Source organism: Ruegeria sp. BHSA162 (assembly GCF_059613385.1).
On record NZ_JBXWSK010000029.1, the window covers coordinates 15,427 to 39,854 of the forward strand.

Below are 24,428 nucleotides of genomic sequence, written 5' to 3' on the forward strand. Positions count from 1 at the left end.
CCGGACCAGACTAGCTATTGCCCAGATTTGGTTCGGAGAACGGTTTTGCAGATCGTTTGGTTCAAGCGGGATCTCAGGGTGCAGGACAATCGTGCCCTGGCTCATGCGGCACAGCGGGGGGCGCTGGTGCCGCTTTACGTGGTTGAACCCGATCTTTGGCGTCAACCCGACATGTCCGCTCGCCAATGGGCGTTCATCCGCGAAACCTTGGTCGAGCTGCGCAGTCAGCTTGCGGAATTGGGCCAGCCCCTGATCGTACGGACGGGCGAGATGCTGTCGGTCCTGGACGATCTTGCACAGAGTTTCGACCTCACGGCCCTGTGGTCGCATGAAGAAACGGGAAACGACTGGACCTTTCAGCGGGACAAACGCGTGGCGTCCTGGTGCCAAACCCGGGGCATTCCCTGGCACCAACCGCGCAATCACGGGGTTCGCCGCCGTCTGGCGTCGCGCGATGGCTGGGCCAAAGAGTGGGATCGCTTCATGAGCGAACCGATCACGCCCGCACCCATATTGCGGCCCATCCCGATGGACCCGGGTGGGATCCCGTCCAACAGGGAACTGGGGTTGCGCCCGGACCCATGTCCACGGCGCCAGTCGGGCGGCCACACGGCGGCGTCGGACCGGTTGACCACATTCCTGAGCACGCGCGGCCGGACCTATCGCAGCGCGATGTCCTCACCTCAGCTGGGGGAAAACGCGTGTTCGCGCCTGTCCCCGCATCTGGCATGGGGAACGCTGTCGATGCGCGAGGTGATGCAGGCCACATGGGCGCGGCAAAAAGCGTTGAGCCACACCTCCGACAAACAGTGGCGGGGGGCGATGTCCTCGTTCGAAGGTCGGCTGCATTGGCACTGTCATTTTATCCAGAAACTGGAGGATGACCCCCGGATCGAGTTCCAGAACGTGCATTGCGCCTATGACGGGATCCGCCCCTCGGCCCCGGATTCGCATCGGCTGGAGGCCTGGGCCAGCGGTGAGACCGGCCTGCCATTTGTTGACGCATGCATGCGGTACTTGCGGGCAACGGGGTGGCTCAACTTTCGAATGCGCGCGATGGTGATGGCGACGGCCAGCTATCACCTGTGGCTTGACTGGCGCGCGCCCGGTGAGGTTCTCGCCCGCCTGTTCACCGATTACGAACCGGGCATCCACTGGAGCCAGGTGCAGATGCAGGCCGGCACCACGGGTATCAACGCGCTGCGGATCTACAACCCGGTGAAGCAGGGCCATGATCAGGACCCGACCGGGACTTTTACCCGCCGTTGGTTGCCGGAATTGGCGGATATCCCGGATCGCCATCTGCAAGAGCCGTGGAAGGCCAAGAATGCAGGTGCCGTGCTGGGCAAACGCTACCCGATGCCCATCGTTGATCACGTCGCGGCGGCCCGATTCGCCCGGGATCGGATCTGGGCGGTGCGGCGCGGGGAAGGTTTCCGGGACGAGGCTGCGAAGGTCTTGGCCCGGCATGGCAGCCGCAAAGGGCGCTTGCGGAAAGGAAACAGCCGTGCGACCACCTGCAACCCGGCGCAATTGTCATTGGATCTGGGGGACTAGATGCGGATGCGGAAAAAGTCGGATCTTCCGACGAAAACCTGCGCCACATGCGGGCGTCCTTTCACCTGGCGGCGAAAATGGGCCAAGGTCTGGGACGAGGTCCGCCACTGCTCGCAGCGTTGCCGCCGAGCCCGATCATCTTCGACCGGCCAACGCTAGAGGCTCTCGAGTATCTCGCGCGCGCTGTCGCGGTATTGGGCCTGTTTTTCGGGGTCCATCCGGTCCCAGGTTCGGTAGGCATGGCCCAATCTGGGATTGCCACGCAGCTTGTCGGCGTTGCGTGCGAGGAAATCCCAATACAGTGGATTGAATGGGCAGGCATTCGCACCGAACTTGCGTTTCACGTCATAGCGGCAATGCGAACAGTGATCCGACATCTTGTTGATGTAGTTTCCGCTTGCTGCGTAGGGTTTTGACCCAAGCAATCCGCCATCGGCGAATTGGCTCATTCCGATCACGTTGGGGGCCTCGACCCATTCATACGCATCGGCGTAAACCGCGAGGTACCACTCGTGGACTTCGTGCGGATCGACCCCGGCCAGCATCGCGAAGTTGCCAGTCACCATCAGACGCTGGATATGGTGGGCATAGGCGTGGTCGCGCGTCTGCCCGATTGCGGCCGCCATGCAGGCCATTTCCGTTTTGGCCGTCCAGTAGAAATCCGGCAGCGGGCGGGTTGCCCCGAAATGGTTGCGCTCCGTGTACCCGGGCATGTTCAGCCAATAGAGGCCCCGAACATATTCTCGCCAGCCGATGATCTGACGGATAAAGCCCTCGACCGCATTCAAAGGCGCGCGGCCTTCATAGTAGGCACGCTCGACCTGCCGGCAGATCTCCATCGGCCCCAGCAGACCCGCGTTCAGGTAATGCGACAGGACCGAGTGATAGAGGAACGGTTCTGCCTGTAGCATTGCGTCCTGATGGTCCCCGAACAGAGGCAGAGCGTGTTCCACGAAATGGTCCAGCGCCTCGAGCGCGCCGGCGCGGGTCACCGCGAACCAGAACGGGCGCAGTTGTCCGAAGTTGTCGCCAAACTGGGTTTCGACAAGGCTCAGAACCTCGGTGGTGATGTCATCCGGGTCGGATCGGGGCGGTTGGGGCATGAACAGATCGGACGTGGCGGGCTTGCGGTTTTCCGCATCAAAGTTCCAGCGCCCGCCTTCGGGGTGGTCGCCGTTCATCAACAGCCCCGTTTTGCGCCGCATCTCGCGATAGAAATATTCCATCCGCAACTGCTTTCGTCCGTCCGCCCAATTGCAAAACTCCTGGGGCGTGGCGACAAACCGGTCATCTTCTAGCATATGTAGATCGGCTTGGCTTTGGTCCGCCCATTCCAGCAAGGCGGTTTTCAGCCGGTACTCGCCGGGCTCGGTCACCTGAACGCTCTCAATAGACAGATCCGCGATGGCCCGCGCGATCTCGCCTGTGATGGAGCCGGTATTGTCAGGGTCATCCAGTCTGATATAGCGAACCTGCCACCCCGCCGCACCGAGTTCCTGTGCGAAATGGCGCATCGCCGAAAAGACAAACGCAATCTTCTTTTTGTGATGCGGAACATATCCGGCCTCGTCCGCGACTTCGGCCATCAACACGGTGTCGCGCGCCTTCTCCGCCTTACTCAAGGCGCTCAAGTTTTGGCTCAGTTGGTCGCCCAGCACCAAGATCAGTCGGCTGTGGGAGCGTTCGTTTGACTGCGTCATTTTCGTCGAGTTAGGGCCGCCACGCGGATGAGCAACCCAAACTTCCGGAAAGGTTGCACGGCAGATAAATTGAAGAACCTAAGCAACAGACGGGAAAACTGGCGGCAAACCACCGAAGTCTGTTCCGAGAAGCTATGGTGCCGCTGAAGGGACTCGAACCCCCGACCCCATCATTACGAATGACGTGCTCTACCAGCTGAGCTACAGCGGCCCATTTTTCGACGCGCACCCGTTCCCGTGGGGGCGCGGTATGCGGTGCGAAGGATCGTTTAAACCGTCCCACGGGCGTAGGCAAGACCGGTTATTGACCCCGATGTGAGGTTTTGTTGGTGGGCGACTGGCCTTGTATACCCTCCGTTCGAACCGAGTGCCGTTCTGGATGAGGGCAACCGACGATCCGGTCGGGATCAGGCGCGTTTTTCGCCGATTGATGCGATGCCCAGAACGGCAAGCACCTTGGCTTCGATATTTTCGGCGTTCATGCCCGCGACCGCGTACATGTCGGCGGGGCTGGCCTGGTCGATGAAAATGTCCGGAAGAACCATCGAGCGGTATTTCAGTCCGCGGTCGAACACGCCCTCATCCGCCAGCAGTTGTGCCACGTGGCTGCCGAACCCGCCGATGGCGCCTTCTTCGATGGTGATGAGCGCCTCGTGGTTGGCGGCCAGGTCCAGGATCAGGTCGCGGTCCAGCGGCTTGGCGAACCGGGCGTCGGCGATGGTCGGGGTGATGCCGCGTGCGGCCAGCGATTCGGCGGCCTCCTGCACCTCGGCCAGGCGCGTGCCGAAAGACAGGAGCGCGACCCGCGCCCCCGATTGGATCAGGCGGCCCTTGCCGATTTCCAGAACCTGCCCGCGTTCGGGCAGATCGACGCCCACGCCCTCGCCCCGCGGATAGCGGAACGCGATGGGGCCGTCGTCATGGGCAGCGGCGGTGGCGACCATGTGCACCAGCTCGGCCTCGTCGGCGGCGGCCATCACCACCATGCCCGGCAGGTTGGACAGGTAGGCGATGTCGAACGACCCGGCATGGGTCGCGCCATCAGCACCCACCAGCCCCGCGCGGTCGATGGCAAAGCGCACCGGCAGGCGCTGGATCGCCACGTCGTGCACCACCTGGTCATAGCCGCGCTGCAAAAACGTGGAATACATCGCGCAGAACGGCTTGAGCCCGCCCGCAGCCAGCGCGGCCGAGAAAGTGACCCCGTGCTGCTCGGCAATCGCCACGTCGAAACAGCGCGACGGGTAGCGTTCGGCGAACAGGTTCAGCCCGGTGCCGTCGGGCATCGCCGCGGTCACCGCCACGATCTTGTCGTCGCGGCTGGCCTCGTCCACCAGGGTCTTGCCGAAGACCGAGGTGTAGGATGGCGCGTTCGACGGCGCCTTCTGCTGCTTGCCGGTCACCACGTCGAATTTGGCGGTGGCATGGCCCTTGTCGCGGGCCTGTTCGGCCGGGGCATAGCCCTTGCCCTTTTTGGTCAGCGCGTGGATCAGGATCGGCCCGGTCGCCCGCGCTTTGACCGTGCGCAGCACCGGCAGCAATTGGTCCAGGTCATGCCCGTCGATCGGGCCGACATAGGAGAATCCCAGCTCTTCGAACAGCGTGCCGCCGACCGCCATGCCCTTGAGCATCTCCTTGGCGCGCTTGGCGCCTTCGCGGAACGGTTCGGGCAGCAGCGACACCGCCCCCTTGGCGGCGGCCTTCAGATCGTGGAACGGCTCTTCGGCATAGATGCGCGAGAGATAGTTCGACAGCGCACCCACGGGTGGGGCGATGCTCATCTCGTTGTCGTTCAGGATCACGATCAGGCGTTTTTTCAGGTGGCCGGCGTTGTTCATCGCCTCGAAGGCCATCCCGGCCGACATCGACCCGTCGCCGATCACCGCGATCGCGTCGCCCAGCCCCTCGGGCGTGACCCCGCCCAGGTCGCGGGCCACGGCAAAGCCCAGCGCCGCGCTGATCGAGGTCGAACTGTGCGCCGCGCCGAACGGGTCATAGGGGCTTTCGCTGCGTTTGGTGAACCCGCTGAGGCCGCCTTTCTGGCGCAGGGTGCGGATTCGGTCGCGCCGCTCGGTCAGGACCTTGTGGGGATAGCACTGGTGCCCGACATCCCAGATGATCTTGTCGCGCGGCGTGTCGAACACAGCGTGCAGGGCCACGGTTAGTTCGACCACGCCCAGCCCCGCGCCCAGATGCCCGCCGGTCACCGAGACGGCCGAAATCGTCTCGGCCCGTAACTCGTTTGCCAGCTGATGCAGCTGCGCGTCCGAAAACTGCTTGAGATCCGCCGGGCGGTTCACAAGGTCCAGAAGCGGGGTGTTCGGACGGTCTGACATGGCATCCCTTACGGTTCAGCTTTCACGCGCAATAACGAAGCGGGCGGCGTCCTTCAAGGTTTCGGCCCGTGCTCCGTACCCATCCAACGCGGCGCAGGCCTGATCAATCAGCTCGATCGCGCGGGCCTTGGCGGCGTCGAGGCCCAGCAGGGACACGAATGTCGCCTTTCCCGCCTGTGCATCCTTCTGCAACCGTTTGCCCGCCTTTTCGCTGTCACCTTCCACATCAAGGATGTCGTCGGCGATCTGAAAGGCAAGACCCAGCGCACGGGCATATTGGCGCAATGGGGTCGGATCAGCCTCCGACAGAACAGCACCGGCGCACGCCGACCATTCGATCAGTGCCCCGGTCTTGCCGGCCTGAAGATGCGTGATCTCCGGCAGGGTCAAAGGCTGTTCGGCAGATTCGGCAGCGATGTCCAACGCCTGACCCAGAACCATGCCTTGCGCACCGCTGGCCCGGGCGAGGGTCAGCGCCAGTTCCGCCCGAACGTGTGAAGATCCGACCTCGGGCCGGGTGCAAAGTTCAAATGCCAGCGCCTGCAAAGCGTCGCCAGCCAGAACCGCGATGCCGTCGTTCCATTGCTTGTGCACGGTCGGACGACCGCGCCGCAGGTCATCATCGTCCATGCAGGGCAGATCGTCATGCACCAGGCTGTAGGCATGCAGCGCCTCGATCCCGGTCGCGGGCCAGATCGCGCAGGTCTCGTCCATCCCGTGCAGCCGGGCGCTTTCCAGTACCAGAAACCCGCGCAGCCGCTTGCCGCCCTGCGTGGCATAGGCCATCGCGCGGGTCACATCGACATCGTCCAGCGCGCCAAGAACCAGATCGAACTGCGCCTGGATCAGCGCCGCATCCTGCACCAGCCTTTCGGAAAACATTACAGGCCTTCGACAGGGGTCGTCCCGGTGGGCTGCCCATCGGCATCCAGCGTGATGGCGGCCACTTTCTCCTCGGCGCGCTTCAGCTCGTCCTCGCAGCGTTTCTTCAGCTTGGCGCCGCGCTCGTACAGGGCGATCGACTGGTCCAGCGCTACGTCGCCGCGCTCCAGCTGGCCGACCACGGCCTCCAGCTCTTTCATCGCCTGTTCGAATGTCATCTGTTCAACGGGTGTCTCGGTCATCGGGCTGCCTTCATCAGTTCTTCAACATGGGCGCGTGTGGCCTTGGCCAGTGCGTTCAGATCATACCCGCCTTCCAGAGTCGAGACGATACGGCCCCCACACAGCTCATCGGCGATCCGGCACAGCTGCGCGGTGATCCAGGCGAAGTCGTCGGTGGACCAGTTCAGATTGGCCAGCGGATCGTCCTGATGCGCGTCGAACCCGGCCGAGATGATGATCAACTCGGGCCTGAACGCGCGCAGCCGAGGAAAGGCCTGCGCCTCGTAGGCCGCGCGCATCTCGGCCCCGCCGGTGCCGGGGGCCAGCGGGATGTTCACGATGGTGTCGTGCTCACCGGTCTCATCCGGCCGTCCCGAGCCCGGCCACAGCGGCATCTGCTGGCTGGTGATCACCAACGCCCGGGCCTCGTCCCACAGCAGATCCTGCGTGCCATTGCCGTGGTGCACGTCGAAATCCACCACCGCGACCCGATCCAGTCCGTGATGATCCAGCGCATGTTTCGCCGCCAGAGCGGCATTTCCGAACAGGCAGAACCCCATGGCGGTTTCACGTTCGGCGTGATGGCCCGGCGGCCGAATGGCGCAGAACGCATTTGGCGCCTCACCGCCCAGCACCATGTCCACCGCCCGCACAACGGCCCCCGCCGCCCGATAGGCCGCATCGACCGAGCCGGGTGACATGAACGTATCCCCGTCGATCTGGCGGAACCCTTCGGTCGGGCGGCTGTCACGGATTTCGCGGATGTAACTCTCGGGATGAATCCGTAGCAGATCATCATCCGCCGCCAGCGGCGCGGTCACCCGCTGCAGGTCCAACGACTCCAGCGCATGCAGGATATGTTCCAGCCGGGCCACCCGTTCGGGGTGCCCCTCGGGGGTGACATGACCCAGACAGTCGGCATGCGTCAAAACAGCGGTCTTCATGAAAATCCCCCAACTTCATCTGGCCAAAAATATCCTCGCCGAAGGCAAGAAAACGCCGGGCGGCGGCAAAATCAATCCGGCGCCAGCATATATCCCGCACCCCGCACCGTCTGCAGATAGCGCGGCTGCTTCGGGTCCTGCTCGATCTTGCGGCGCAGGCGCGTGATCTGCACGTCCACTGCGCGTTCCTGCGCCTGTCCCTTGTCGCGCCCCAGATCCTCGACCAGCTTCGAACGGCTGATCGGCTCGCCCGGCTGAGCCGAGAAGATCTTCATCAACTGGCTTTCCGTGGCGGTCAGCCGCACCGGCTCTTCGCCCTGCCACATCTCGCCGCGTTCGATGTCATAGCGGATCGGCCCCAGATGCAGGATCTTGGCAGCCGTATCCTGCACGGTGGTTTCCGGCATCCGCCGCAGGATCGCGTTGATCCGCAGCAGCAGTTCCTTGGGCTCGAACGGCTTGGCCAGGTAATCGTCTGCTCCGGCTTCCAACCCGGCGATCCGGTGCTCGGTCTCGCCGCGTGCGGTCAGCAGCAGGATCGGCGTGTTATGCGTCTCGCGCAGGGCCCCGGTCAGGCTGACGCCATCCTCGCCCGGCATCATCACATCCATCACGATCAGGTCGAAATCCAGCCCCGACAGGACCCGCCGCGCATGGGCGGCATCACGCGCCGCCGTCACCAGAAATCCGCTGCGCATCAAGAATTTCTTGAGCAGATCACGGATGCGTTCATCGTCATCGACGATCAGAAGATGGGCGTCCACATCGCTCATGAAGTTGAATCCCGCAGTTTCGTATAGGCCCGACGCATATCAGCATCCATCATCGCTTCAAGAACTTTGCGGAATCCGGCAACCGCCTCGGGGCCGGCATCCTTGTAGGCCGCGCGCATCCGGGCGCGCTGGGCGTCCGACAGCTGCGACTCGAGCGCCTTGCCCTTTTCGGTGAGGTACAGGTGGCGTTCGCGCTTGTCGACGGTGCCGACCCGGCTCTCGACCAGGCCGTCGTCGATCAGCGTGCGCAGCACCCGGTTCAGCGATTGCTTGGTCACCCCCAGAATCGCCAGCAGGTTGTTCACCGTGGTGCCAGGCGCACGGTTGATGAAATGGATCGCCCGGTGATGCGCCCGGCCATAGGCCATTTCGCTTAGGATGCGGTCGGGGTCGGCGGTAAAGCCACGATAGGCGAAGAACATCGCCTCGATCCCCTGGCGAAGCTGTTCATCCGTCAGAAACAACAGGCTTTCTCCGCCAAAGACCGGGGCGGGGCGGATCTCGGACATATCGGGCCTCATTCGTTACACGCCCCGACTTTAAGTCAGCGTTATTGACATTCCAAGGGCGGACAGGTATCGAATCGCAGTTTTTGCGCAATTTTGTGTCCGAGTCGGACCTAAGTAGCGCAACAATCGGAAATGTGGCCCGGGTCAGGAGGTTTCGGATGGCGGGATATGACGATCGTGACGGTGTCATCTGGATGGATGGCGAATTTGTGCCCTGGCGCGACGCCAAGGTGCATGTCCTGACCCATGCGATGCACTATGCCAGCTCGGTCTTCGAGGGCGAACGCGCCTATAACGGCAAGATTTTCAAAAGCCGCGAACATTCCGAGCGGTTGATCAAGTCGGCCGAGGCGCTGGACATGCCGATGCCCTACACGGTCGATCAGATCGAGGCGGCCAAGGCCGAAACGCTCGAGAAAAGCGGCCTCAAGGACGCATATGTGCGCGCGCTGGTCTGGCGCGGTTCGGGCGAGGACATGGGCGTGGCCTCGGCGCGCAACCCGGTGCGCATGGCCATCGCGGTCTGGCCCTGGGGCGCCTATTACGGCGACGCCAAGATGCAGGGCGCCAAGCTGGACATCGCTGAATGGAAGCGGCCCAGCCCGGAAACCATCCCGGTCCATGCCAAGGCGGCGGGGCTGTACATGATCTGCACCATCTCCAAGCACAAGGCCGAGGCCAAGGGCTGTTCGGATGCCTTGTTCATGGATTACCGCGGCTATGTGGCCGAGGCGACCGGTGCTAACGTATTCTTCGTCAAGGATGGCGAAGTGCATACACCGCTGGCCGACTGCTTCCTGAACGGCATCACCCGCCAGACGGTGATCCAGATGCTGAAAGACAAAGGCATCACCGTACACGAACGCCACATCCTGCCCGAGGAGATGGCCGAATTCGAACAGTGCTGGCTGACCGGTACCGCGGCCGAGGTCACGCCGGTGGGCCAGATTGGTGAGTATACCTTCGAGGTCGGCGACCTGACCCGTGAGATCGCCAACGATTACGAACAGCTGGTTCGCAGCTGATCCGACATCCGCTCGGGCGGTGGCCGACCGGCCTTGCCGCCCGTCCGGGGTTTGTTGCAGATCGTCCGCTGCGCTGGACGGTCGGGTGCGAATCCGTATCCTTGGCGCATGTTGGACCTGCTCAGCGATATCCTGACGCGCCTGTCTTTGCGGGGCACCCTGTATTTCCGTACCTCGTTCACGCCGCCCTTCGGCGTGCAGGTGCCTGCATTCGAAAACGTCGCCCGGTTTCACTTCGTCCAGCGCGGAGAGCTGAAGGTGCATGTGTCCACCACCGGCGAGACCCTGCGGTTGCGGCAGGGGGATCTGATCCTGATCCCGCACGGGGCCGCACATGCGCTGCTGTGCAACGAGGTCCGGCCCGTGGATGCTCTGCCGCTGGAGCAGGTTCTGGACCGGGCCGGCTACAAAGGTGACGGTGTGCTGGTCTATGGCGGAGCTAAGCAGGACCGCGACACCCAACTGATCTGCGGGCATTTCTCGTTTGCCGGTCCGGCCGGGCGGCGCGGCACAGGGCATATGCTGATCGACCGTCTGCCGCCCTATATCCTGATCGAGAATTACGGCGAATCCGCCGGGGCCTGGATCGAGGCGACGCTGCGGATGATCGAATCCGAGGTTGCGGGTGCCCGGATCGGCGGGGACCTGATCGCGCTGAAACTGTCTGAGGTTCTGTTCGCCCAGGCGATCCGCGCCTATCTGGAACATCAAAGCCCCACCGATGCGGCCCTGTCGGGCTTCGCCGATCCACGTATATCACGCGCGCTGGGCGCCTTTCACCGCGACCCGGCCCGCGAGTGGAGCGTGGCATCGCTGGCGCGTGAAGCCGGCATGTCGCGCACGACCTTCGCACAGCTGTTCACCCAGAAGATGGGCGCCACGCCCATGCAATACCTGACCGACTGGCGTATGCAGATCGCCTGCCACGGACTGATCGAAAGCCGCTGGAACGTGGCCGACGCGGCGGCTCAGGTCGGCTATGCCTCCGAGGCGGCGTTTTCGCGGGTGTTCAAGAAGCAGATCGGCCTGTCTCCAGCCGCCTACAGGGCGATGCACTGATCCGGCAAACTGGCGGACGATCTGCAAGGTATTCCAAACGATCTGGGCTGCTACGTTCGGGATGGCGAACATATCCTTGATCCGTCCTCAATCAAGGAAAGGAAACATCATGTCTCTGCGTTTCGTTACCCGCACCATTCATGCCTATCTGGACTACCCGGTTGCCCTGGCCCTGATGGGGTTGCCATTTCTTCTGGGACTGGGCGCGTCGAACCCGATTGCGCTGTGGCTCTCGGTGGCCACCGGCGTGGCGGCTTTCATGCTGACGGTGCTGACGGATCATCACCTGGGCGTCTGGCGCGTGCTGCCCTACAGGTTTCACCTGGCCGTCGATCTGCTGGTGGGGCTCACCTTCCTGTTCGCGCCTAGCCTGTTCGGCTTCACCGGTCTGGATGCGGTCTACTACTGGCTGAATGGCGCCGCCGTGGTGGCCGTAATCTCGCTCAGCGCGCCCGACCAGACAGCCACCGCCTGACCCCTTGCTCCGGCCATTTGGCCGGGGCGAATTTTGGTCTTGAAAAGTCCGACAGAAATTGTCAGTTTTAGCCCAACGCCAGATACCCCGGTATCAAGCCTTTGATTCCGAGACGGCCTGCACGCCAAGCCGTACACCCGCGAGGGCGCGCCACCGTCACGGAAACGATTTCGGAAAGGCCACGCGATGCGCGACCCGATACTTGAACTTCTGTCCAGTTCAGACCTGCCCCTTGGCAGCGGGTGCTGCGCCGATGGCGACCTGGTGGCCTACCTGGACTGCAAATGCCAGGACGGACGCTGTGACCGGGCGGCCGGGGTTGCGGACGCCCGGATCGCCACTGTCCCGCAGAGCACGCCGGCGGCACCGGCAAGTGGTGCCGTCCCGCGTTGACCGATCAGAAATCGACGCCGCGCTGGGCCTTGATGCCGGCCTGAAACGGGTGCTTTTCCTCGGTCATTTCGGTGACCAGATCGGCATAGTCGCGCAGCGCCTGCGGCGCGTCGCGCCCGGTCAGGAACACGCTGGTCCGGTCCGAGCGGGCCTTCAGCCCCTCGATCACTGCGTCCACCGACAGGTATTCATAGCGCAGGGCGATGTTGATCTCGTCCAGCACCACAAGGTCATAGTCGCCGCTGGCCATCAGGTCGCGCGCCTTGTCGAAGGCGGCGGTGGCGGCGGTGATGTCGCGGTCGCGGTTTTGGGTGTCCCAGGTGAAGCCTTCGCCCATCGTGTGCCAGGTGACCAGATCGCGCTCTTCGAAGAACCGCCGCTCGCCAGTCTTCCATTTGCCCTTGATGAACTGCACCACGGCGACCTTCTGGCCCCAGCCCAATGCGCGGATCACCACGCCGAACGCGGCCGAGGATTTGCCCTTGCCCTTGCCGGTGTTGATCAGCACCAGCCCGCGGCCGGGATCCACGGCCTCGGACACTTTCTTGCGGTGCTGGGCCTGCACCTGTTGCATCTTCTGTTTGTGGTCCTGTGCGTCGCTCATGGCAAAACCTCGTTGATTGTCCGCGCCAACCTAGGCGATGGGCGCGAAAGGTAAAGTCAGGGTTTGTGATCGGTCAGCGACCGCGCCTTGCCGCGTTCCAGACCCAGCTGGTGTTCGCGCCAGATCACCACCGCATTGCCGGCGATCACCAGTGCCGCCCCCAGCAGGATCGCCAGAGTCGGCAGTTCGTCGAACCAGACATAGCCGATGAAGATCGCAAACAGCATCGACGTGTAGTCATAGGGCGCCAGCATCGAGGCCTGCCCGAACCGGTAGGACGAGGTCACCAGAATCTGCGCGACGCCGCCGATCAGCCCCATCGTAATCAGGATTAGCAGCTGGTTCAGGGTCGGCATGGTCCAGCCCCAGAACACGGTCAGCGCTGACAGCAGCGTGGCGGTCATCGAGAAATAGAAGACGATTGCGGCGGGGTGATCGACCTGAACCAGTTGCCGGATGTGGATCTGCACGAAGCCACGGGCCACGGTCGCGCCCAGCACGCACAGCGCGCCGATCGTGGCGTCGGTACCCAGATCGGCCGAGCCCAGCCGGGGCCAGATCATGATCAGCACGCCCAAGAGCCCGATCGCCACTGCGCCGATGCGGATCAGGCGGATGCGCTCGCCCAGCAGCAGCGCGGCCAGGATCAGGGTGAAGATCGGAGTGGCATAGCCGATCGCCGTAACCTCGGGCAGCGGCAGAAGGCTGAGCCCGGTGAAGGTCAGGCCCATGGCGGTGGTGCCCAGCACCCCGCGCCAGAAATGGCCCATGGGTTTCCTGACGACAAAGCCCTGCGCCAGTTCCCCGCGCGAGATCAGCCAAGCCACGATCACCGGCACCGCGAAAAGCGAACGGAAAAACACCATCTGGCCTGGCGGGAAATCCGCCGACAGCGCCTTGACCAGCGCCGACATCGCCGTGAACAGGAACAGCGCGCTGAGTTTCAGCGTCACGGCCAGCACGGGGCGATGAGAGGTCAGGGATTGGGCCATCGGCGCGACCCTGCGCCTTTGCGCGGCAAAGATCAACGGGTCGGATTGGGGCGTGTCCAGCTGTCGGGCAGGGGGCTGCCGATCTCTTCGGCAAATTCGGTCAGAAACCGGATCATGCGCCGGACCCGTTGCTGAGCGATCTGCCGTCCGGCTTCGGTCAGCATGTCGTCGGGCAGGGCCAGCAGCTTCACCTTCCAGTGGTCGATGGAATAGTGCAGATCGTCCAGCGGCCGGTGCGATGCGAACGGATCGGCCGGATCATAGAGCGTCCGCCCCAAAGCGCCGGACACCGAGAAATTCCGCGCGATCCCGATGGCGCCCAGCGCATCCAACCGGTCGGCATCGCGCAGGATTCGCGCCTCGGGCGTCTCGGGCGGGATGTTGGCGGAAAAACTGTGCGCCTCGATCGCGTGGCGGGTGGCGGCGATCTGGGCATCGCTCAGGCCCAGTTCTCGCAGAACAGGCTCGGACTCCTGGGCCGACCGGCGCGAGGCCAGGTGTCGGTCGGGGTCGTTCTTGGGCAGGTTGACCAGATCGTGCAGATAGCAGGCCGCCAGCAGCACGGTCCTGTCGGTCTGCGCATCGGCGATCGCGCGGGCATTGACCCAGACACGGTCCAGATGGGCCAGGTCATGGGCCGGGTCGGTGATCATCCGCTGCGCGACGACCGCGCGCAGACGGTCGCGCAGCTCAGCCAATCCGTCCACGGTTTTCACCGATCTGGCCGCGATGCAGCAGCAGGTGGTCCAGGATCACGCAGGCCATCATCGCCTCGCCCACCGGGACGGCGCGGATGCCGACGCAGGGGTCGTGGCGGCCCTTGGTGATGATCTCGGTCTCTTCGCCCGATTTGGTGATGGTCTTGCGCGTGGTCAGGATCGATGAGGTCGGTTTGACTGCAAAACGCACCACGATGTCCTGCCCGGTCGAGATACCGCCCAGAATGCCGCCTGCATGGTTCGAGCTGTATTGCGGGCCGTTCTGGCCCATGAAAATCTCGTCGGCATTGGCCTCGCCGGTCAGTTCGGCGGCGGCCATGCCTTCGCCGATCTCGACGCCCTTGACCGCGTTGATCGACATCATCGCCGCGGCCAGATCGGTGTCGAGCTTGCCATAGACCGGCGCGCCGAGGCCCGCTGGAACGCCGCGCGCCACCACTTCGACCACCGCGCCGACCGAGTTGCCGGATTTGCGCAGATCGTCCAGATAGGCCGCCCAGTCCTCGGCGGCTTGTGCATCCGGGGTCCAGAACGGGTTCTGTTCGATCTGCGCCCAGTCAAAGTTGGCCCGGTCGATCCGGTGCGGGCCGATCTGGGTCATGTAGCCGGTGATCTGGACATTCGGCGCGATCTGTTTGATCGCCTCGCGCGCCAGCCCGCCCGCGGCCACCCGCGCCGCCGTTTCCCGGGCCGAGCTGCGCCCGCCGCCGCGATAGTCGCGGATGCCGTATTTCTGCCAATAGGTAATGTCGGCATGGCCGGGGCGGAACTTGTCCATGATGTCCCCGTAGTCCTTCGAGCGTTGATCGGTGTTCTCGATCATCAGCTGGACCGGGGTGCCGGTTGTCTGGCCCTCGAACACGCCTGACAGGATCTCCACCTGATCGGGCTCGCGCCGCTGGGTGGTGAACTTGTTCTGGCCCGGTTTGCGCTTGTCCAGCCAGTGCTGGATCATACCCTCGTCGATCGGGACGCCGGGCGGGCAGCCATCCACCGTGGCGCCCAGCGCGGGGCCGTGGCTTTCACCCCAGGTGGTGACGCGGAAAAGGTGTCCAAAGCTGTTCATCGACATGGGGCGTGCTCCTTTGAGGGTCGTGATTAACGGCGAGAGCCTGCCGCCTCAAGCGGATTTGCGGTTGGGGCATCGCTGCCCCAACCCAGTGTGCTTAGGCAGCACGGGTCAGTGCGGCGCGGGTTTCGACGATTTTCAGCGCCGCCCGAGCTGCCTCGCGCCCCTTTTCCACGAAATGCGCGCGGTAGATGGCGTTGTGATGGTCGGTTTCCTGGTACTGGTGCGGCGTCAGCGACACCGACAGGACCGGCACGCCGGTTTCCAGCCCCGCGCGCATCAGCCCGTCAACCACGGCCTGCGCCACGAAATCGTGCCGGTAGATGCCGCCATCGACGACAAAAGCCGCGCAGGCCACGGCGGCATAGCGGCCCGTCCGGGCCAGGTCGCGGGCCAGCAGGGGCATTTCAAACGCGCCCGGCACGTCGAACACATCGACCTGATCGGCGGGGATCAACTCCAGAAAACCGTCCAGCGCGCGGTCGACGATATCGGCATGCCAGTTGGCTTTGACGAAAGCATAGCGGGTGTGTGTCATCGTGATCTCCTTTCAGCTTGGTGGCCTGCTGGCGGGTGCGAAGGGTTTCGCGGCCAGCGCGGCATGACACGTCACCCAAGGCGATCACGGACAGACGCGCCCTTGGCGAGGCGCGCTGCTCGTTCTCTTTCATCCGGACTTTAACCGTCGGCTCTGGCCTCTCACCAGATCTGCTGACACTCTGTCGGTTGAATGACAGAGCCGCTCGCGGGCTGGCGGGTCTGGGCCCGCATACCGCCGGTGGGGAATTCCGCCCCGCCCTGAGAACGGCGCGACCTTGCCAAGCGTGCGCGCGATCTGCAAGACCTGTCTGCAGGAGGACGGCTATGCACCCCAACCCAGCCTTTCGCGCCGAGGACCGCGCGCGCCATGTGGAGTTTGCCCGCAGCCGGGGGTTCGGCGTACTGGCGCTGTCGGTCGACGGCCCGCCATTGATCAGCCATGTGCCCTTTCTGCTGTCCGAGGATGGCGCGGTGGCCGAACTGCATCTGGTGCGTTCGAACCCGATCGTGCGGGCGCTGGCCAACCCGCAGGAGGCGCGGATCGCGGTTCAGGGGCCCGACGGCTATGTCTCGCCCGATTGGTACGGGGTCGCGGATCAGGTGCCCACATGGAACTATGTGGCGGTCCACCTGACAGGCCGGCTGGAATTGCAGCCCCAGGACCGGCTGCGCGATCTTCTGGATCGGCAATCGGCCTTTTTTGAGCAGCGGCTGCAACCCAAACCGCCCTGGCGCGCCGACAAGATGGACCCGGCGGCGCTGGAGCGCATGATGCGCATGATCGTGCCCTGCCGCATGCAGATCACCCAGATCGACGGCACCTGGAAACTGAACCAGAACAAGCCCGAGGCGGCGCGACTGGCCGCGGCCGAGAATGTCGAGCAGTCCGGGATCGGCACCGAGCTTGGTCAACTGGCCGCCCAGATGCGGGACAGTTGACTGGCGCCGGGTTGGGTTCAGTCGGTGAACGTAGCCAGATAGGCGGCGATATCCTCGGCGCCTGTCTTCAGCTTGACGCTCATGTTCGGGCGGGCGGCGTCGTCATTCAGGAAGTCCTGAATGAACCCGATCGGGTCGCGGGCGTAGGCGGCGATATTTTCCTGCGTCCAGACCAGGCCGTTTTCACCGGCGCGGATCATGTCATCGGTGAACATGCCGATGGGCAGCCGTTCACTACCGTTCAGATAGTCGTTTTCTGTTCCGGCGGCCCTGCCGACCACACCATAGAGATTCGGGCCGGTGATGCCGCCTTTGATCAGAACCTCGCCATCCTTGATGATGGCGTGACAGGACGAGCAGCGGTTGTAGAGTTTCTCGCCGCGCGCGGCGTCGCCTTCGGCGGCGGCGTGGTGTGCGGCGGTGAACGCGAGCAGCAGAATGGAATTTTTAAACAAAGTCATTTGGGTCCTCATTCAGGTCGGTCGCGCGCCCGCCGCCTTTGCTTGAAAAACCCCGGGGTCGCAACCGGGAAATTCACCGCAGCGCAACCGAAAAAATGATTTCAGAATAGATGTTTACATGAGTTCTCTGGGCCCGAAGCCGCGCGGTCCGGTTGCTGTCATGTTTGCCTCGTGCCGGGTACCCGAGTGAACAGGTGCTCGGCCGGGCCAGGGGCGACAGCCGTGGCGAAGGGTCAGAGAATCACCTGCGAAGTGATTCGCGCCTTCGAACGGCGATTTTCGCAACATCCGAGGAAGTTCTTGAAAAATGACCCCTTCATTGTGACATGAATGCCCAGATGCGGCGTAGTGCGCGCCTATGACCGCTGGACGAACCGATTTCCGCCAGCTAGATACCCGCGATGAGACGCCGCTTTGATGCGGTGCTGATGCATGTTTGCCCGTAGCCGGGCGCTGGAATCGGAGAAAACCTCGTGTCCCACGCAGAAGACCACGAAGGCACCCGCAGAGATTTCCTCTACTACGCCGCCGGCGGCGCAGGTGTCGTTGCAACGGGAGCCGCCGTGTGGCCCCTGGTCAACCAAATGAACCCCTCGGCAGACGTTCAGGCGCTGTCCTCGATCCGCGTGGACGTCAGCGGCGTCGAGATCGGCACCCAGATCACGGTGAAGTGGCTGGGCAAGCCCGTCTTCATTCGTCGCCGTACCGAAGAAGAGATCAACTGGGGCCGCGAAGTGCCGCTGGAGGATCTGCCGGATCAGAACGACCGGAACGAAAACAAGCCGAACCTGCCCGCGACCGATGAAAACCGGACGCTGGACGAAGCCGGCGAATGGCTGGTGATGATGGGCGTCTGCACCCATCTGGGCTGCGTTCCTCTGGGCGACGGCGCTGGTGATTTTCACGGGTGGTTCTGCCCGTGCCACGGATCGCACTACGATACGGCGGGCCGTATCCGCAAAGGTCCCGCTCCGGAAAACCTGCATATCCCGGTCGCCGAGTTCCTCGACGAAACCACCATCAAGCTGGGTTAAGGAGACGCGCTCATGTCCGGTATCCCGCACGATCACTATGAACCGAAGACCAACGGCGAGAAGTGGCTGAACAGCCGTCTGCCCATCGTCGGCCTTCTATACGACACTTTGATGATCCCCACCCCGAAGAACCTGAACTGGATGTGGATCTGGGGCATCGTCCTGACCTTCTGCCTGGCGTTGCAGATCGTCACCGGCATCGTTCTAGTGATGCACTATACCCCGCATGTCGATCTGGCCTTTGCCAGCGTCGAGCACATCATGCGCAACGTAAACGGCGGCTACATGCTGCGGTACCTGCACATGAACGGCGCGTCGCTGTTCTTCGTGGCGGTCTATATCCATATCTTCCGCGGCCTGTTCTACGGTTCGTACAAGGCGCCGCGCGAAGTGACCTGGATCATCGGCATGCTGATCTACCTGATGATGATGGGCACCGCCTTCATGGGTTATGTTCTGCCTTGGGGTCAGATGTCCTTCTGGGGCGCCACCGTGATCACCGGCCTGTTCGGCGCGATCCCCTTCGTGGGCGAAGCGATCCAGACCTGGCTGCTGGGCGGACCGGCCGTCGACAACGCGACGCTGAACCGCTTCTTCTCGCTGCACTATCTGCTGCCCTTCATCATCGCAGGGCTGGTCATCGTGCATATCTGGGCCTTCCACACCACCGGCAACAACAACCCCACGGGTGTTGAAGTTCGCCGCACGTCGAAAGCCGAGGCCGAGAAAGACACGCTGCCATTCTGGCCCTATTTCGTGATCAAGGACCTGTTCGCGCTGGCCGTCATCCTGGTCGTGTTCTGGGCAATCGTCGGCTTCATGCCGAACTACCTGGGCCACCCGGACAACTACATCGAAGCCAACCCGCTGGTCACGCCCGCGCACATCGTGCCCGAATGGTACTTCCTGCCGTTCTACGCGATCCTGCGTGCCTTCACTAGCGAAGTCTGGGTCGTGCAGTTCGCCAGCTTCATTACCGGTGGCATCATCGACGCCAAGTTCTTTGGTGTTCTGGCGATGTTCGGTGCAATCCTGGCAATGGCGCTGGCGCCGTGGCTGGACACTTCGACCGTGCGTTCGGGCAAGTACCGCCCGATGTTCAAATGGTGGTTCTACCTGCTGGTCATCGACTTCTTTGCCCTGATGTGGCTGGGTGCGATGCCGGCGGAAGAGCCCTATGCGACTTTCTCGCTGATCGCGTCCGCCTACTGGTTCGCCTATTTCTTCGTGATCCTGCCGATCCTGGGTGTCATCGAAAAGCCCGATGCCCAGCCGGAAACCATCGAAGAAGACTTCAACGCGCATTATGGCAAGGCTGACGCCGACGCCACGCCGGCCGAGTAAGAAGAGGGACCGGAAACCATGTTCAAGAAACTTGCAATCGGTGCCGCGTTTGCCATCGCCTTTGCTCCTGCTGCGGTATCCGCAGCCGGAGGCGGCGAGCAGCATATCGAGGACTTCGACTTCTCGTTCGAAGGGCCCTTTGGCGCTTACGATCAGAACCAGCTTCAGCGCGGCCTGCAGATCTATACCGAGGTTTGCGCGGCCTGCCATGGTCTGAAATATGTACCGCTGCGCGACCTCACGGCGCTGGGCTACTCGGAAGAAGAAGTCATCGCTTATGCCGCCGGCTCGTTCGAGGTGTTCGATCCCGAGCTGGACGATTTCCGCCCGGCTAGGCCGACCGATCACTTCCCGGCCAACGATGCCGTGGGCGCACCTGACCTGAGCCTGATGGCCAAGGCACGTGCAGGCTTCCACGGCCCCTACGGTCTGGGGATCAACCAGCTGGTCAAAGGCATGGGTGGCGCTGAATACATCGCCTCGCTGCTGGACGGCTATACCGGCAAGGAAAAAGAAGAGGCCGGCACGATCCTGTACGAAAACACCGCCTTCCCGGGCGGCTGGATTTCGATGGGCCCGCCGTTGTCTGACGAACAGGTCGAGTTTGCCGACGGACACGAAAACACCGTCGAGGCCATGTCCCAGGACGTCGCTGCGTTCCTGATGTGGGCCGCTGAACCAAAAATGATGGATCGCAAGGCCTCGGGCTTTGTCGGGGTTCTGTTCCTGACCATCATGTCGGTGCTTCTCTACCTGGTGAACAAGCGCCTGTGGGCGCCGGTCAAAGGCAAAAAGTCGGTCTGACCTGAAGGTCACCTGCAAAAGCAAGACAACCCCGCGCATGGCGCGGGGTTTTTTCTTTTTGGGGGTCGGAAGTTCGCCGAACCGGGCATCAGCGCGGGCTTATTCACAGCTTTTAAGCGGAATGCGCATGGCGCCGGCGGGGTCGGCTGCTCAGGTTTTCGACAGCGTCAGGCGGTCTGACGCAGGATCGAAACCGAGGAGACCCGACATGAAACTACCCATACTTGCAGCCGCGTTGCTTGTGGCCACTCCGGTTCTGGCTCTGGACCTGGTGCCGGATACGGAACTGGGCAAGACAGAGACCGAAGTGCGCACCGCTCTGACCGAGCTTGGCTATGACGTGCACAAGATCGAAATGGAGGACGGTGAAATCGAGGCCTATGTCGTGAAAGACGGACAGATGGCCGAGGTCTATGTGGACCCCGCGTCCGGCAAGATCCAAAATATCGAGGACAAGTGACCGGCAATGTCCGAGTCAATCCAGTACGAGAGCGGGCGCGAGGGCGCCCGCACCATCCGGGTCTGGGACCCGCTGGTCCGCCTGATCCACTGGTCGGTGGTTCTGGGCATTCTGCTCAACGCCGCTGTGACCGACCCCGAGGGGCTGCTGCATGAATATGTCGGTTATGCCGTGCTCGGGCTGGTTCTGCTGCGCTTGGCCTGGGGCGTCCTTGGGCCGGCACCGGCCAGGTTCTCGGCATTTCCGTTCAGCCCGAATGCTGCGGTCCGACATGTGCGTGACACCGTCCGGGGCGACCGGTCGGTTCACCTGTCGCACAATCCTCTGGGCGCGCTGATGGTCTACAACATCTGGATGACGTTGGGCTTCATCTGCGCCACAGGCATCATGATGGGTACCGCGGCCTTCTTCGGGCTGAGCTGGGTCGAGGATGCGCACGAGCTGGCGTTCAACTGGCTGATCCTCAGCGTTCTTCTGCACGTGCTTGGCGTGCTTTTGGACCAACGTCGAACCGGTGTCGCTCTGGTCAAAGCCATGGTATCAGGAGACAAGAATATTCCTGATGGCTGGTCGACCAAATGATCAAATGGATCACCGAAAACCTGCGGTCCGGCGATGCGGATGCACGCCGGGCCGTTCTGATGGCGGCGATGATCGTGGTTCAGGGTCTATGCGCCGCATTCTACATGGGCGACGCCATTCTGGACCTCGATGGCAGCGAGCCCCTGGCACATCTCGTTTTGGAATCCCTGGTCGCGACCGTCCTTTGCCTTGGCGTCCTGTTCTTCATGCTCGAGCTGCGCCGATTGCTGGCGCGAATGGACCAGGCAAAACAAGGACTGCGCGCGGCGCAGGGAGAAATGAGCGCCGTGATCGACACTTTCTTTACCCGCTGGGGCCTGACCAGCGCCGAGCGCGAAGTGGGCCTGTTGATCCTCAAAGGCGTCGACAATGAGAATATCGCCCGGATCCGAGGCCGTGCCGTGGGTACCGTACGCGCGCAGTCGGCTTCGATCTATGGAAAAGCCGGCGTGGACGGACGCGCCCAACTGATCAGTGTCTTCATGGAAGAGCTTCTGGCAAGCGACGGTCCGGCCTGAGAGACGTCAGGCCACCAACTGCTGATCGCGAACCCCGGTGATGGTGGCAGTCACGATCTGCCCTTCGGGTTGCGCGTTCGCAAATGTTACCTCGGTGAACTGCTCGGTCCGGCCCATGTGGGGATTTTCCATCAGTATGTGATGGGTCTTGCCCAGCTGGGCTTCCAGATGTCTGGCTACCTGCGCGTCACCCGCCTCACGTAGCCTGGCGGCACGTTGCTTTGTCACCTTGCCGTTGACCTGCTGCGGAATGCGCGCCGCCGGCGTGCCTTCGCGCTTGGAATAGGGGAAGACGTGCAGCCAGGTCAGGTCGCAGTCGGTGACCAGTTTCAGCGAGTTCTCGAAATGGGCCTCGGTTTCCGTCGGAAAGCCCGCGATGATGTCGGCACCAAAGGTGATCTCGGGGCGCAGCCTGCGGGCCTCTTCGGTGAAGCGTATAGCGTCGTCGCGCAGGTGGCGGCGCTTCATCCGTTTCAGGATCAGGTCGTCACCATGCTGCAGCGACAGGTGCAGATGCGGCATCAGGCGCGGCTCGGTCGCGATGGCCTGCATCAGGTTCTCGTCCACCTCGATCGAATCGATCGAGCTGATGCGCAGGCGCGGCAGGTCGGGCACCAGTTTCAGGATGCGCATGACCAGATCGCCCAGCTTGGGGCTTGCGGGTAGGTCGGCGCCCCATGAGGTCAGGTCGACCCCGGTCAGCACGACCTCGTTGTAGCCCCGGTCCACCAGCCGCTTGATCTGGTCCACCACCACGCCCGCCGGGACGCTGCGCGAGTTGCCGCGGCCATAGGGGATGATGCAGAAGGTGCAGCGATGATCACAGCCGTTCTGGACCTGCACATAGGCGCGCGAGCGGGTGCCGAATCCGTCGATAAGGTGGCCGGCGGTTTCGGTGACCGACATGATGTCATCGACCTGAACCGTCTCGGTCTCGCCGATGAAATCGGCGGCCATGCCTTTCCAGGTTTCGGGGCGCATCTTTTCGGTGTTGCCGATCACCGCATCGACCTCGTCCATCTCGGCAAAGGTCTGGGGTTCGGTCTGGGCCGCGCAGCCGGTGACGATCAGCCGGGCGTTGGGGTTCTCGCGGCGCAGCTTGCGGATCTCCTGCCGGGCCTTGCGGACGGCTTCGGCGGTGACGGCGCAGGTGTTCACGATCACCGCGTCCGTCAGCCCGGCCTGCTGCGACAGCTCCTTCATCGCCTCGGTCTCATAGGCGTTGAGCCGGCAGCCCAGCGTGGTGAATTTCGGCGGGTTCATCCCAGCGACTCCAGAAACTCGGGCGTCAGCGTGCCCGAGAAGACATGGCAGGTGGTGCCGGTCATCCAGACGCCGTCCTCGCGCCAGTCGATCCAGATGGTGCCGCCGTCCAGTTCGATCTGCACCTTGCGTCCGGTCAGGCCGCGCCGCGCCGCGGCCACGGCCGTGGCGCAGGACGACGAGCCCGAGGCCAGCGTGATGCCCACGCCGCGCTCCCACACCCGCATGCGGATTTGATCCGGGCCGATGATCTGGGCGACCTGCACATTGGTGCGCTGCGGATAGAGCGGGTGATGCTCATAGCGCGCGCCGAATTCCTCCAGCGGAATCGCCTCGGCGTCTTCGACGAAGAAGGTGCAATGCGGGTTGCCCATGCCGGTTGCCACTGGTCCGCCTTCGATCGGCAGTTCCAGCGTATCCACCTCTTCGGCCAATGGAATGTCGGCCCAGTCCAGCTGTGGGTGCCCCATGTTGACCGAAGTCAGCCCGTCGCCCGCGTCCCGCGCCTGCAGCGTGCCGTGGCTGGTGGTCAGCGTCAGTTCGGATTTGCCGCTTTCCTGCATCAGGAACCGGGCGATGCAGCGGGTGGCGTTGCCGCAGGTGGCCGAGATCGACCCATCAGCATTGTAGAACACCAGATGCGCATCCGATTCGCCGTTTTCGATGACGGCCAGCTGGTCGAATCCGACCCCGAACTGCCGGTGTCCGATCCCGCGCGCCAGCGCCGGCGTGATCTGCACCGGATGCGCGCGCGCGTCCACAATGACGAAGTCATTGCCAAGCCCGTGCATCTTCATGAAGGGCAAACCGGTGTCGGATCGTTGCTGCATGGCGGGCATATAGCCTTGCCGCAGACATGAATCCAGCCCGGCGCGAAGATTCCTGAAAAAAGGGGTTGACCCCCCGCCGCCTCAACCCTAATTAGGCCGCCTATCGGGACGCCGGGAACACAATGATTTCAGGCGGAACGCGGTGCGAAAAAGGGCTTGTACCCGGTCGGGAAAATGCCTTAGACAGCGCCACGGATCGCAACGATCCGATGAAAAGAGTGGGCCGTTAGCTCAGTTGGTAGAGCAACTGACTTTTAATCAGTGGGTCGCAGGTTCGAATCCTGCACGGCTCACCACTTTTTCCTAAGACTGACCAGGACGCCGCGTGGCGTGGTTACTTCTTTTCGAAGAACAGCACGACTTCGCCCAGCCGGATGCCAAAGCGCGACACGTAG

General features: G+C 63.1%; 28 protein-coding genes, 2 tRNA genes and 1 riboswitch. Of the genes, 14 read left to right on the forward strand and 16 right to left on the reverse strand.

The annotated features are described in order from the left end of the window. Positions 1-45: 45 nt before the first annotated feature. Positions 46-1,557: an FAD-binding domain-containing protein gene (locus AC2FM5_RS10415; RefSeq protein ID WP_496735428.1), complete on the forward strand. Its 1,512-nt coding sequence runs from the start codon at positions 46-48 to the stop codon at positions 1,555-1,557. 6 nt (positions 1,558-1,563) lie between these two features. Continuing rightward, a complete protein-coding gene (locus AC2FM5_RS10420; protein ID WP_217353607.1) occupies positions 1,564-1,716 on the forward strand; it encodes a DUF2256 domain-containing protein in 153 nt (50 codons plus the stop codon). Here AC2FM5_RS10420 and AC2FM5_RS10425 read toward each other — a convergent pair. From AC2FM5_RS10425 to AC2FM5_RS10460, 8 genes are all read right to left on the reverse strand, one after another. Continuing rightward, positions 1,713-3,257, reverse strand: coding sequence for a cryptochrome/photolyase family protein (locus tag AC2FM5_RS10425; RefSeq protein WP_496735431.1), 1,545 nt, complete (start codon positions 3,255-3,257; stop codon positions 1,713-1,715). The genes AC2FM5_RS10420 and AC2FM5_RS10425 overlap by 4 nt on opposite strands. Positions 3,258-3,392: 135 nt before the next feature. Next, a tRNA-Thr gene (locus AC2FM5_RS10430) sits at positions 3,393-3,468 on the reverse strand. Positions 3,469-3,664: 196 nt separating this feature from the next. Continuing rightward, positions 3,665-5,593, reverse strand: a complete 1,929-nt coding sequence (dxs, locus tag AC2FM5_RS10435; RefSeq protein ID WP_496735434.1) for a 1-deoxy-D-xylulose-5-phosphate synthase — start codon at positions 5,591-5,593, stop codon at positions 3,665-3,667. 15 nt (positions 5,594-5,608) lie between these two features. Further along, positions 5,609-6,475, reverse strand: coding sequence for a polyprenyl synthetase family protein (locus AC2FM5_RS10440; RefSeq protein WP_170364523.1), 867 nt, complete (start codon positions 6,473-6,475; stop codon positions 5,609-5,611). Next, positions 6,475-6,717: an exodeoxyribonuclease VII small subunit gene (locus tag AC2FM5_RS10445; protein WP_005979588.1), complete on the reverse strand. Its 243-nt coding sequence runs from the start codon at positions 6,715-6,717 to the stop codon at positions 6,475-6,477. The genes AC2FM5_RS10440 and AC2FM5_RS10445 overlap by 1 nt, the downstream gene beginning before the upstream one ends. Further along, positions 6,714-7,640 (reverse strand): histone deacetylase family protein, encoded by a 927-nt coding sequence (locus AC2FM5_RS10450; RefSeq protein ID WP_496735436.1) that lies wholly within the window; start codon positions 7,638-7,640, stop codon positions 6,714-6,716. Before AC2FM5_RS10450 ends, AC2FM5_RS10445 begins: the two co-directional genes overlap by 4 nt. 71 nt (positions 7,641-7,711) lie before the next feature. Further along, the gene (locus AC2FM5_RS10455; protein ID WP_170361295.1) at positions 7,712-8,413 is read right to left on the reverse strand and encodes a response regulator; all 702 of its coding nucleotides are present in this window, start codon (positions 8,411-8,413) and stop codon (positions 7,712-7,714) included. Then, on the reverse strand, positions 8,410-8,922 hold the full coding sequence (locus AC2FM5_RS10460; protein ID WP_170342830.1) for a MarR family winged helix-turn-helix transcriptional regulator: 513 nt from the start codon (positions 8,920-8,922) through the stop codon (positions 8,410-8,412). The genes AC2FM5_RS10455 and AC2FM5_RS10460 overlap by 4 nt, the downstream gene beginning before the upstream one ends. A 158-nt stretch (positions 8,923-9,080) precedes the next feature. On the opposite strand from AC2FM5_RS10460, the gene AC2FM5_RS10465 reads away from it, so the two are divergent. The 4 genes from AC2FM5_RS10465 to AC2FM5_RS10480 all read left to right on the forward strand — a co-directional run bounded on the left by AC2FM5_RS10465 (position 9,081) and on the right by AC2FM5_RS10480 (position 11,874). Next, a complete protein-coding gene (locus AC2FM5_RS10465) occupies positions 9,081-9,947 on the forward strand; it encodes a branched-chain amino acid aminotransferase (RefSeq protein WP_093964015.1) in 867 nt (288 codons plus the stop codon). 108 nt (positions 9,948-10,055) lie between these two features. Further along, positions 10,056-11,006: an AraC family transcriptional regulator gene (locus AC2FM5_RS10470; RefSeq protein WP_496735439.1), complete on the forward strand. Its 951-nt coding sequence runs from the start codon at positions 10,056-10,058 to the stop codon at positions 11,004-11,006. Positions 11,007-11,115: 109 nt separating this feature from the next. Further along, entirely contained in the window at positions 11,116-11,481 is a 366-nt protein-coding gene (locus AC2FM5_RS10475) for a hypothetical protein (protein WP_170342836.1), read from the forward strand. A gap of 186 nt (positions 11,482-11,667) precedes the next feature. Next, positions 11,668-11,874, forward strand: a complete 207-nt coding sequence (locus tag AC2FM5_RS10480; protein WP_093964018.1) for a hypothetical protein — start codon at positions 11,668-11,670, stop codon at positions 11,872-11,874. Between the two features lie 4 nt (positions 11,875-11,878). On the opposite strand, the gene cobO is transcribed toward AC2FM5_RS10480, so the two are convergent. The 5 genes from cobO to AC2FM5_RS10505 all read right to left on the reverse strand — a co-directional run bounded on the left by cobO (position 11,879) and on the right by AC2FM5_RS10505 (position 15,796). Then, on the reverse strand, positions 11,879-12,478 hold the full coding sequence (gene cobO / locus AC2FM5_RS10485; protein WP_170447361.1) for a cob(I)yrinic acid a,c-diamide adenosyltransferase: 600 nt from the start codon (positions 12,476-12,478) through the stop codon (positions 11,879-11,881). 56 nt (positions 12,479-12,534) lie between these two features. Continuing rightward, positions 12,535-13,470: a DMT family transporter gene (locus AC2FM5_RS10490; protein WP_496735442.1), complete on the reverse strand. Its 936-nt coding sequence runs from the start codon at positions 13,468-13,470 to the stop codon at positions 12,535-12,537. A 32-nt stretch (positions 13,471-13,502) separates the two neighbouring features. Further along, positions 13,503-14,177 (reverse strand): HD domain-containing protein, encoded by a 675-nt coding sequence (locus AC2FM5_RS10495; RefSeq protein ID WP_170361305.1) that lies wholly within the window; start codon positions 14,175-14,177, stop codon positions 13,503-13,505. Further along, the gene (aroC, locus tag AC2FM5_RS10500) at positions 14,161-15,261 is read right to left on the reverse strand and encodes a chorismate synthase (protein ID WP_170340855.1); all 1,101 of its coding nucleotides are present in this window, start codon (positions 15,259-15,261) and stop codon (positions 14,161-14,163) included. The genes AC2FM5_RS10495 and aroC overlap by 17 nt, the downstream gene beginning before the upstream one ends. A gap of 94 nt (positions 15,262-15,355) precedes the next feature. After that, entirely contained in the window at positions 15,356-15,796 is a 441-nt protein-coding gene (locus tag AC2FM5_RS10505) for a 6,7-dimethyl-8-ribityllumazine synthase (RefSeq protein ID WP_170342850.1), read from the reverse strand. A gap of 117 nt (positions 15,797-15,913) precedes the next feature. Beyond that, positions 15,914-16,068, reverse strand: a riboswitch (FMN riboswitch). Positions 16,069-16,122: 54 nt separating this feature from the next. Here AC2FM5_RS10505 and AC2FM5_RS10510 point away from each other — a divergent pair. Then, entirely contained in the window at positions 16,123-16,737 is a 615-nt protein-coding gene (locus tag AC2FM5_RS10510; RefSeq protein WP_496735445.1) for an FMN-binding negative transcriptional regulator, read from the forward strand. A gap of 17 nt (positions 16,738-16,754) precedes the next feature. Here the strand turns inward: AC2FM5_RS10510 and AC2FM5_RS10515 are convergent, their stop codons facing one another. Then, complete coding sequence (locus AC2FM5_RS10515; protein ID WP_170529564.1) at positions 16,755-17,198, reverse strand: c-type cytochrome; 444 nt, start codon at positions 17,196-17,198, stop codon at positions 16,755-16,757. Positions 17,199-17,671: 473 nt separating this feature from the next. On the opposite strand from AC2FM5_RS10515, the gene petA reads away from it, so the two are divergent. The 6 genes from petA (at position 17,672) to AC2FM5_RS10545 (ending at position 21,940) form a co-directional block, all read left to right on the forward strand. Continuing rightward, entirely contained in the window at positions 17,672-18,232 is a 561-nt protein-coding gene (gene petA / locus AC2FM5_RS10520) for a ubiquinol-cytochrome c reductase iron-sulfur subunit (protein ID WP_093964025.1), read from the forward strand. Between the two features lie 12 nt (positions 18,233-18,244). Next, a complete protein-coding gene (gene petB, locus AC2FM5_RS10525) occupies positions 18,245-19,576 on the forward strand; it encodes a cytochrome b (protein WP_093964026.1) in 1,332 nt (443 codons plus the stop codon). Between the two features lie 18 nt (positions 19,577-19,594). Beyond that, a complete protein-coding gene (locus AC2FM5_RS10530) occupies positions 19,595-20,380 on the forward strand; it encodes a cytochrome c1 (protein ID WP_170373199.1) in 786 nt (261 codons plus the stop codon). A 208-nt stretch (positions 20,381-20,588) separates the two neighbouring features. Further along, positions 20,589-20,840 carry a PepSY domain-containing protein gene (locus AC2FM5_RS10535; protein WP_496735448.1) on the forward strand — a complete coding sequence of 84 codons (252 nt, stop codon included), beginning with the start codon at positions 20,589-20,591 and terminating at the stop codon, positions 20,838-20,840. Positions 20,841-20,846: 6 nt separating this feature from the next. Continuing rightward, positions 20,847-21,422, forward strand: coding sequence for a cytochrome b/b6 domain-containing protein (locus AC2FM5_RS10540; protein ID WP_170361316.1), 576 nt, complete (start codon positions 20,847-20,849; stop codon positions 21,420-21,422). Beyond that, entirely contained in the window at positions 21,419-21,940 is a 522-nt protein-coding gene (locus AC2FM5_RS10545; RefSeq protein WP_170361318.1) for a helix-turn-helix transcriptional regulator, read from the forward strand. The genes AC2FM5_RS10540 and AC2FM5_RS10545 overlap by 4 nt, the downstream gene beginning before the upstream one ends. Positions 21,941-21,946: 6 nt before the next feature. On the opposite strand, the gene mtaB is transcribed toward AC2FM5_RS10545, so the two are convergent. Further along, entirely contained in the window at positions 21,947-23,203 is a 1,257-nt protein-coding gene (mtaB, locus tag AC2FM5_RS10550; protein ID WP_260063762.1) for a tRNA (N(6)-L-threonylcarbamoyladenosine(37)-C(2))-methylthiotransferase MtaB, read from the reverse strand. Continuing rightward, positions 23,200-24,042 carry a diaminopimelate epimerase gene (dapF, locus tag AC2FM5_RS10555; protein ID WP_496735451.1) on the reverse strand — a complete coding sequence of 281 codons (843 nt, stop codon included), beginning with the start codon at positions 24,040-24,042 and terminating at the stop codon, positions 23,200-23,202. Before dapF ends, mtaB begins: the two co-directional genes overlap by 4 nt. A gap of 211 nt (positions 24,043-24,253) precedes the next feature. On the opposite strand from dapF, the gene AC2FM5_RS10560 reads away from it, so the two are divergent. Then, positions 24,254-24,329 (forward strand) — tRNA-Lys (locus AC2FM5_RS10560). Positions 24,330-24,428: the final 99 nt, after the last annotated feature.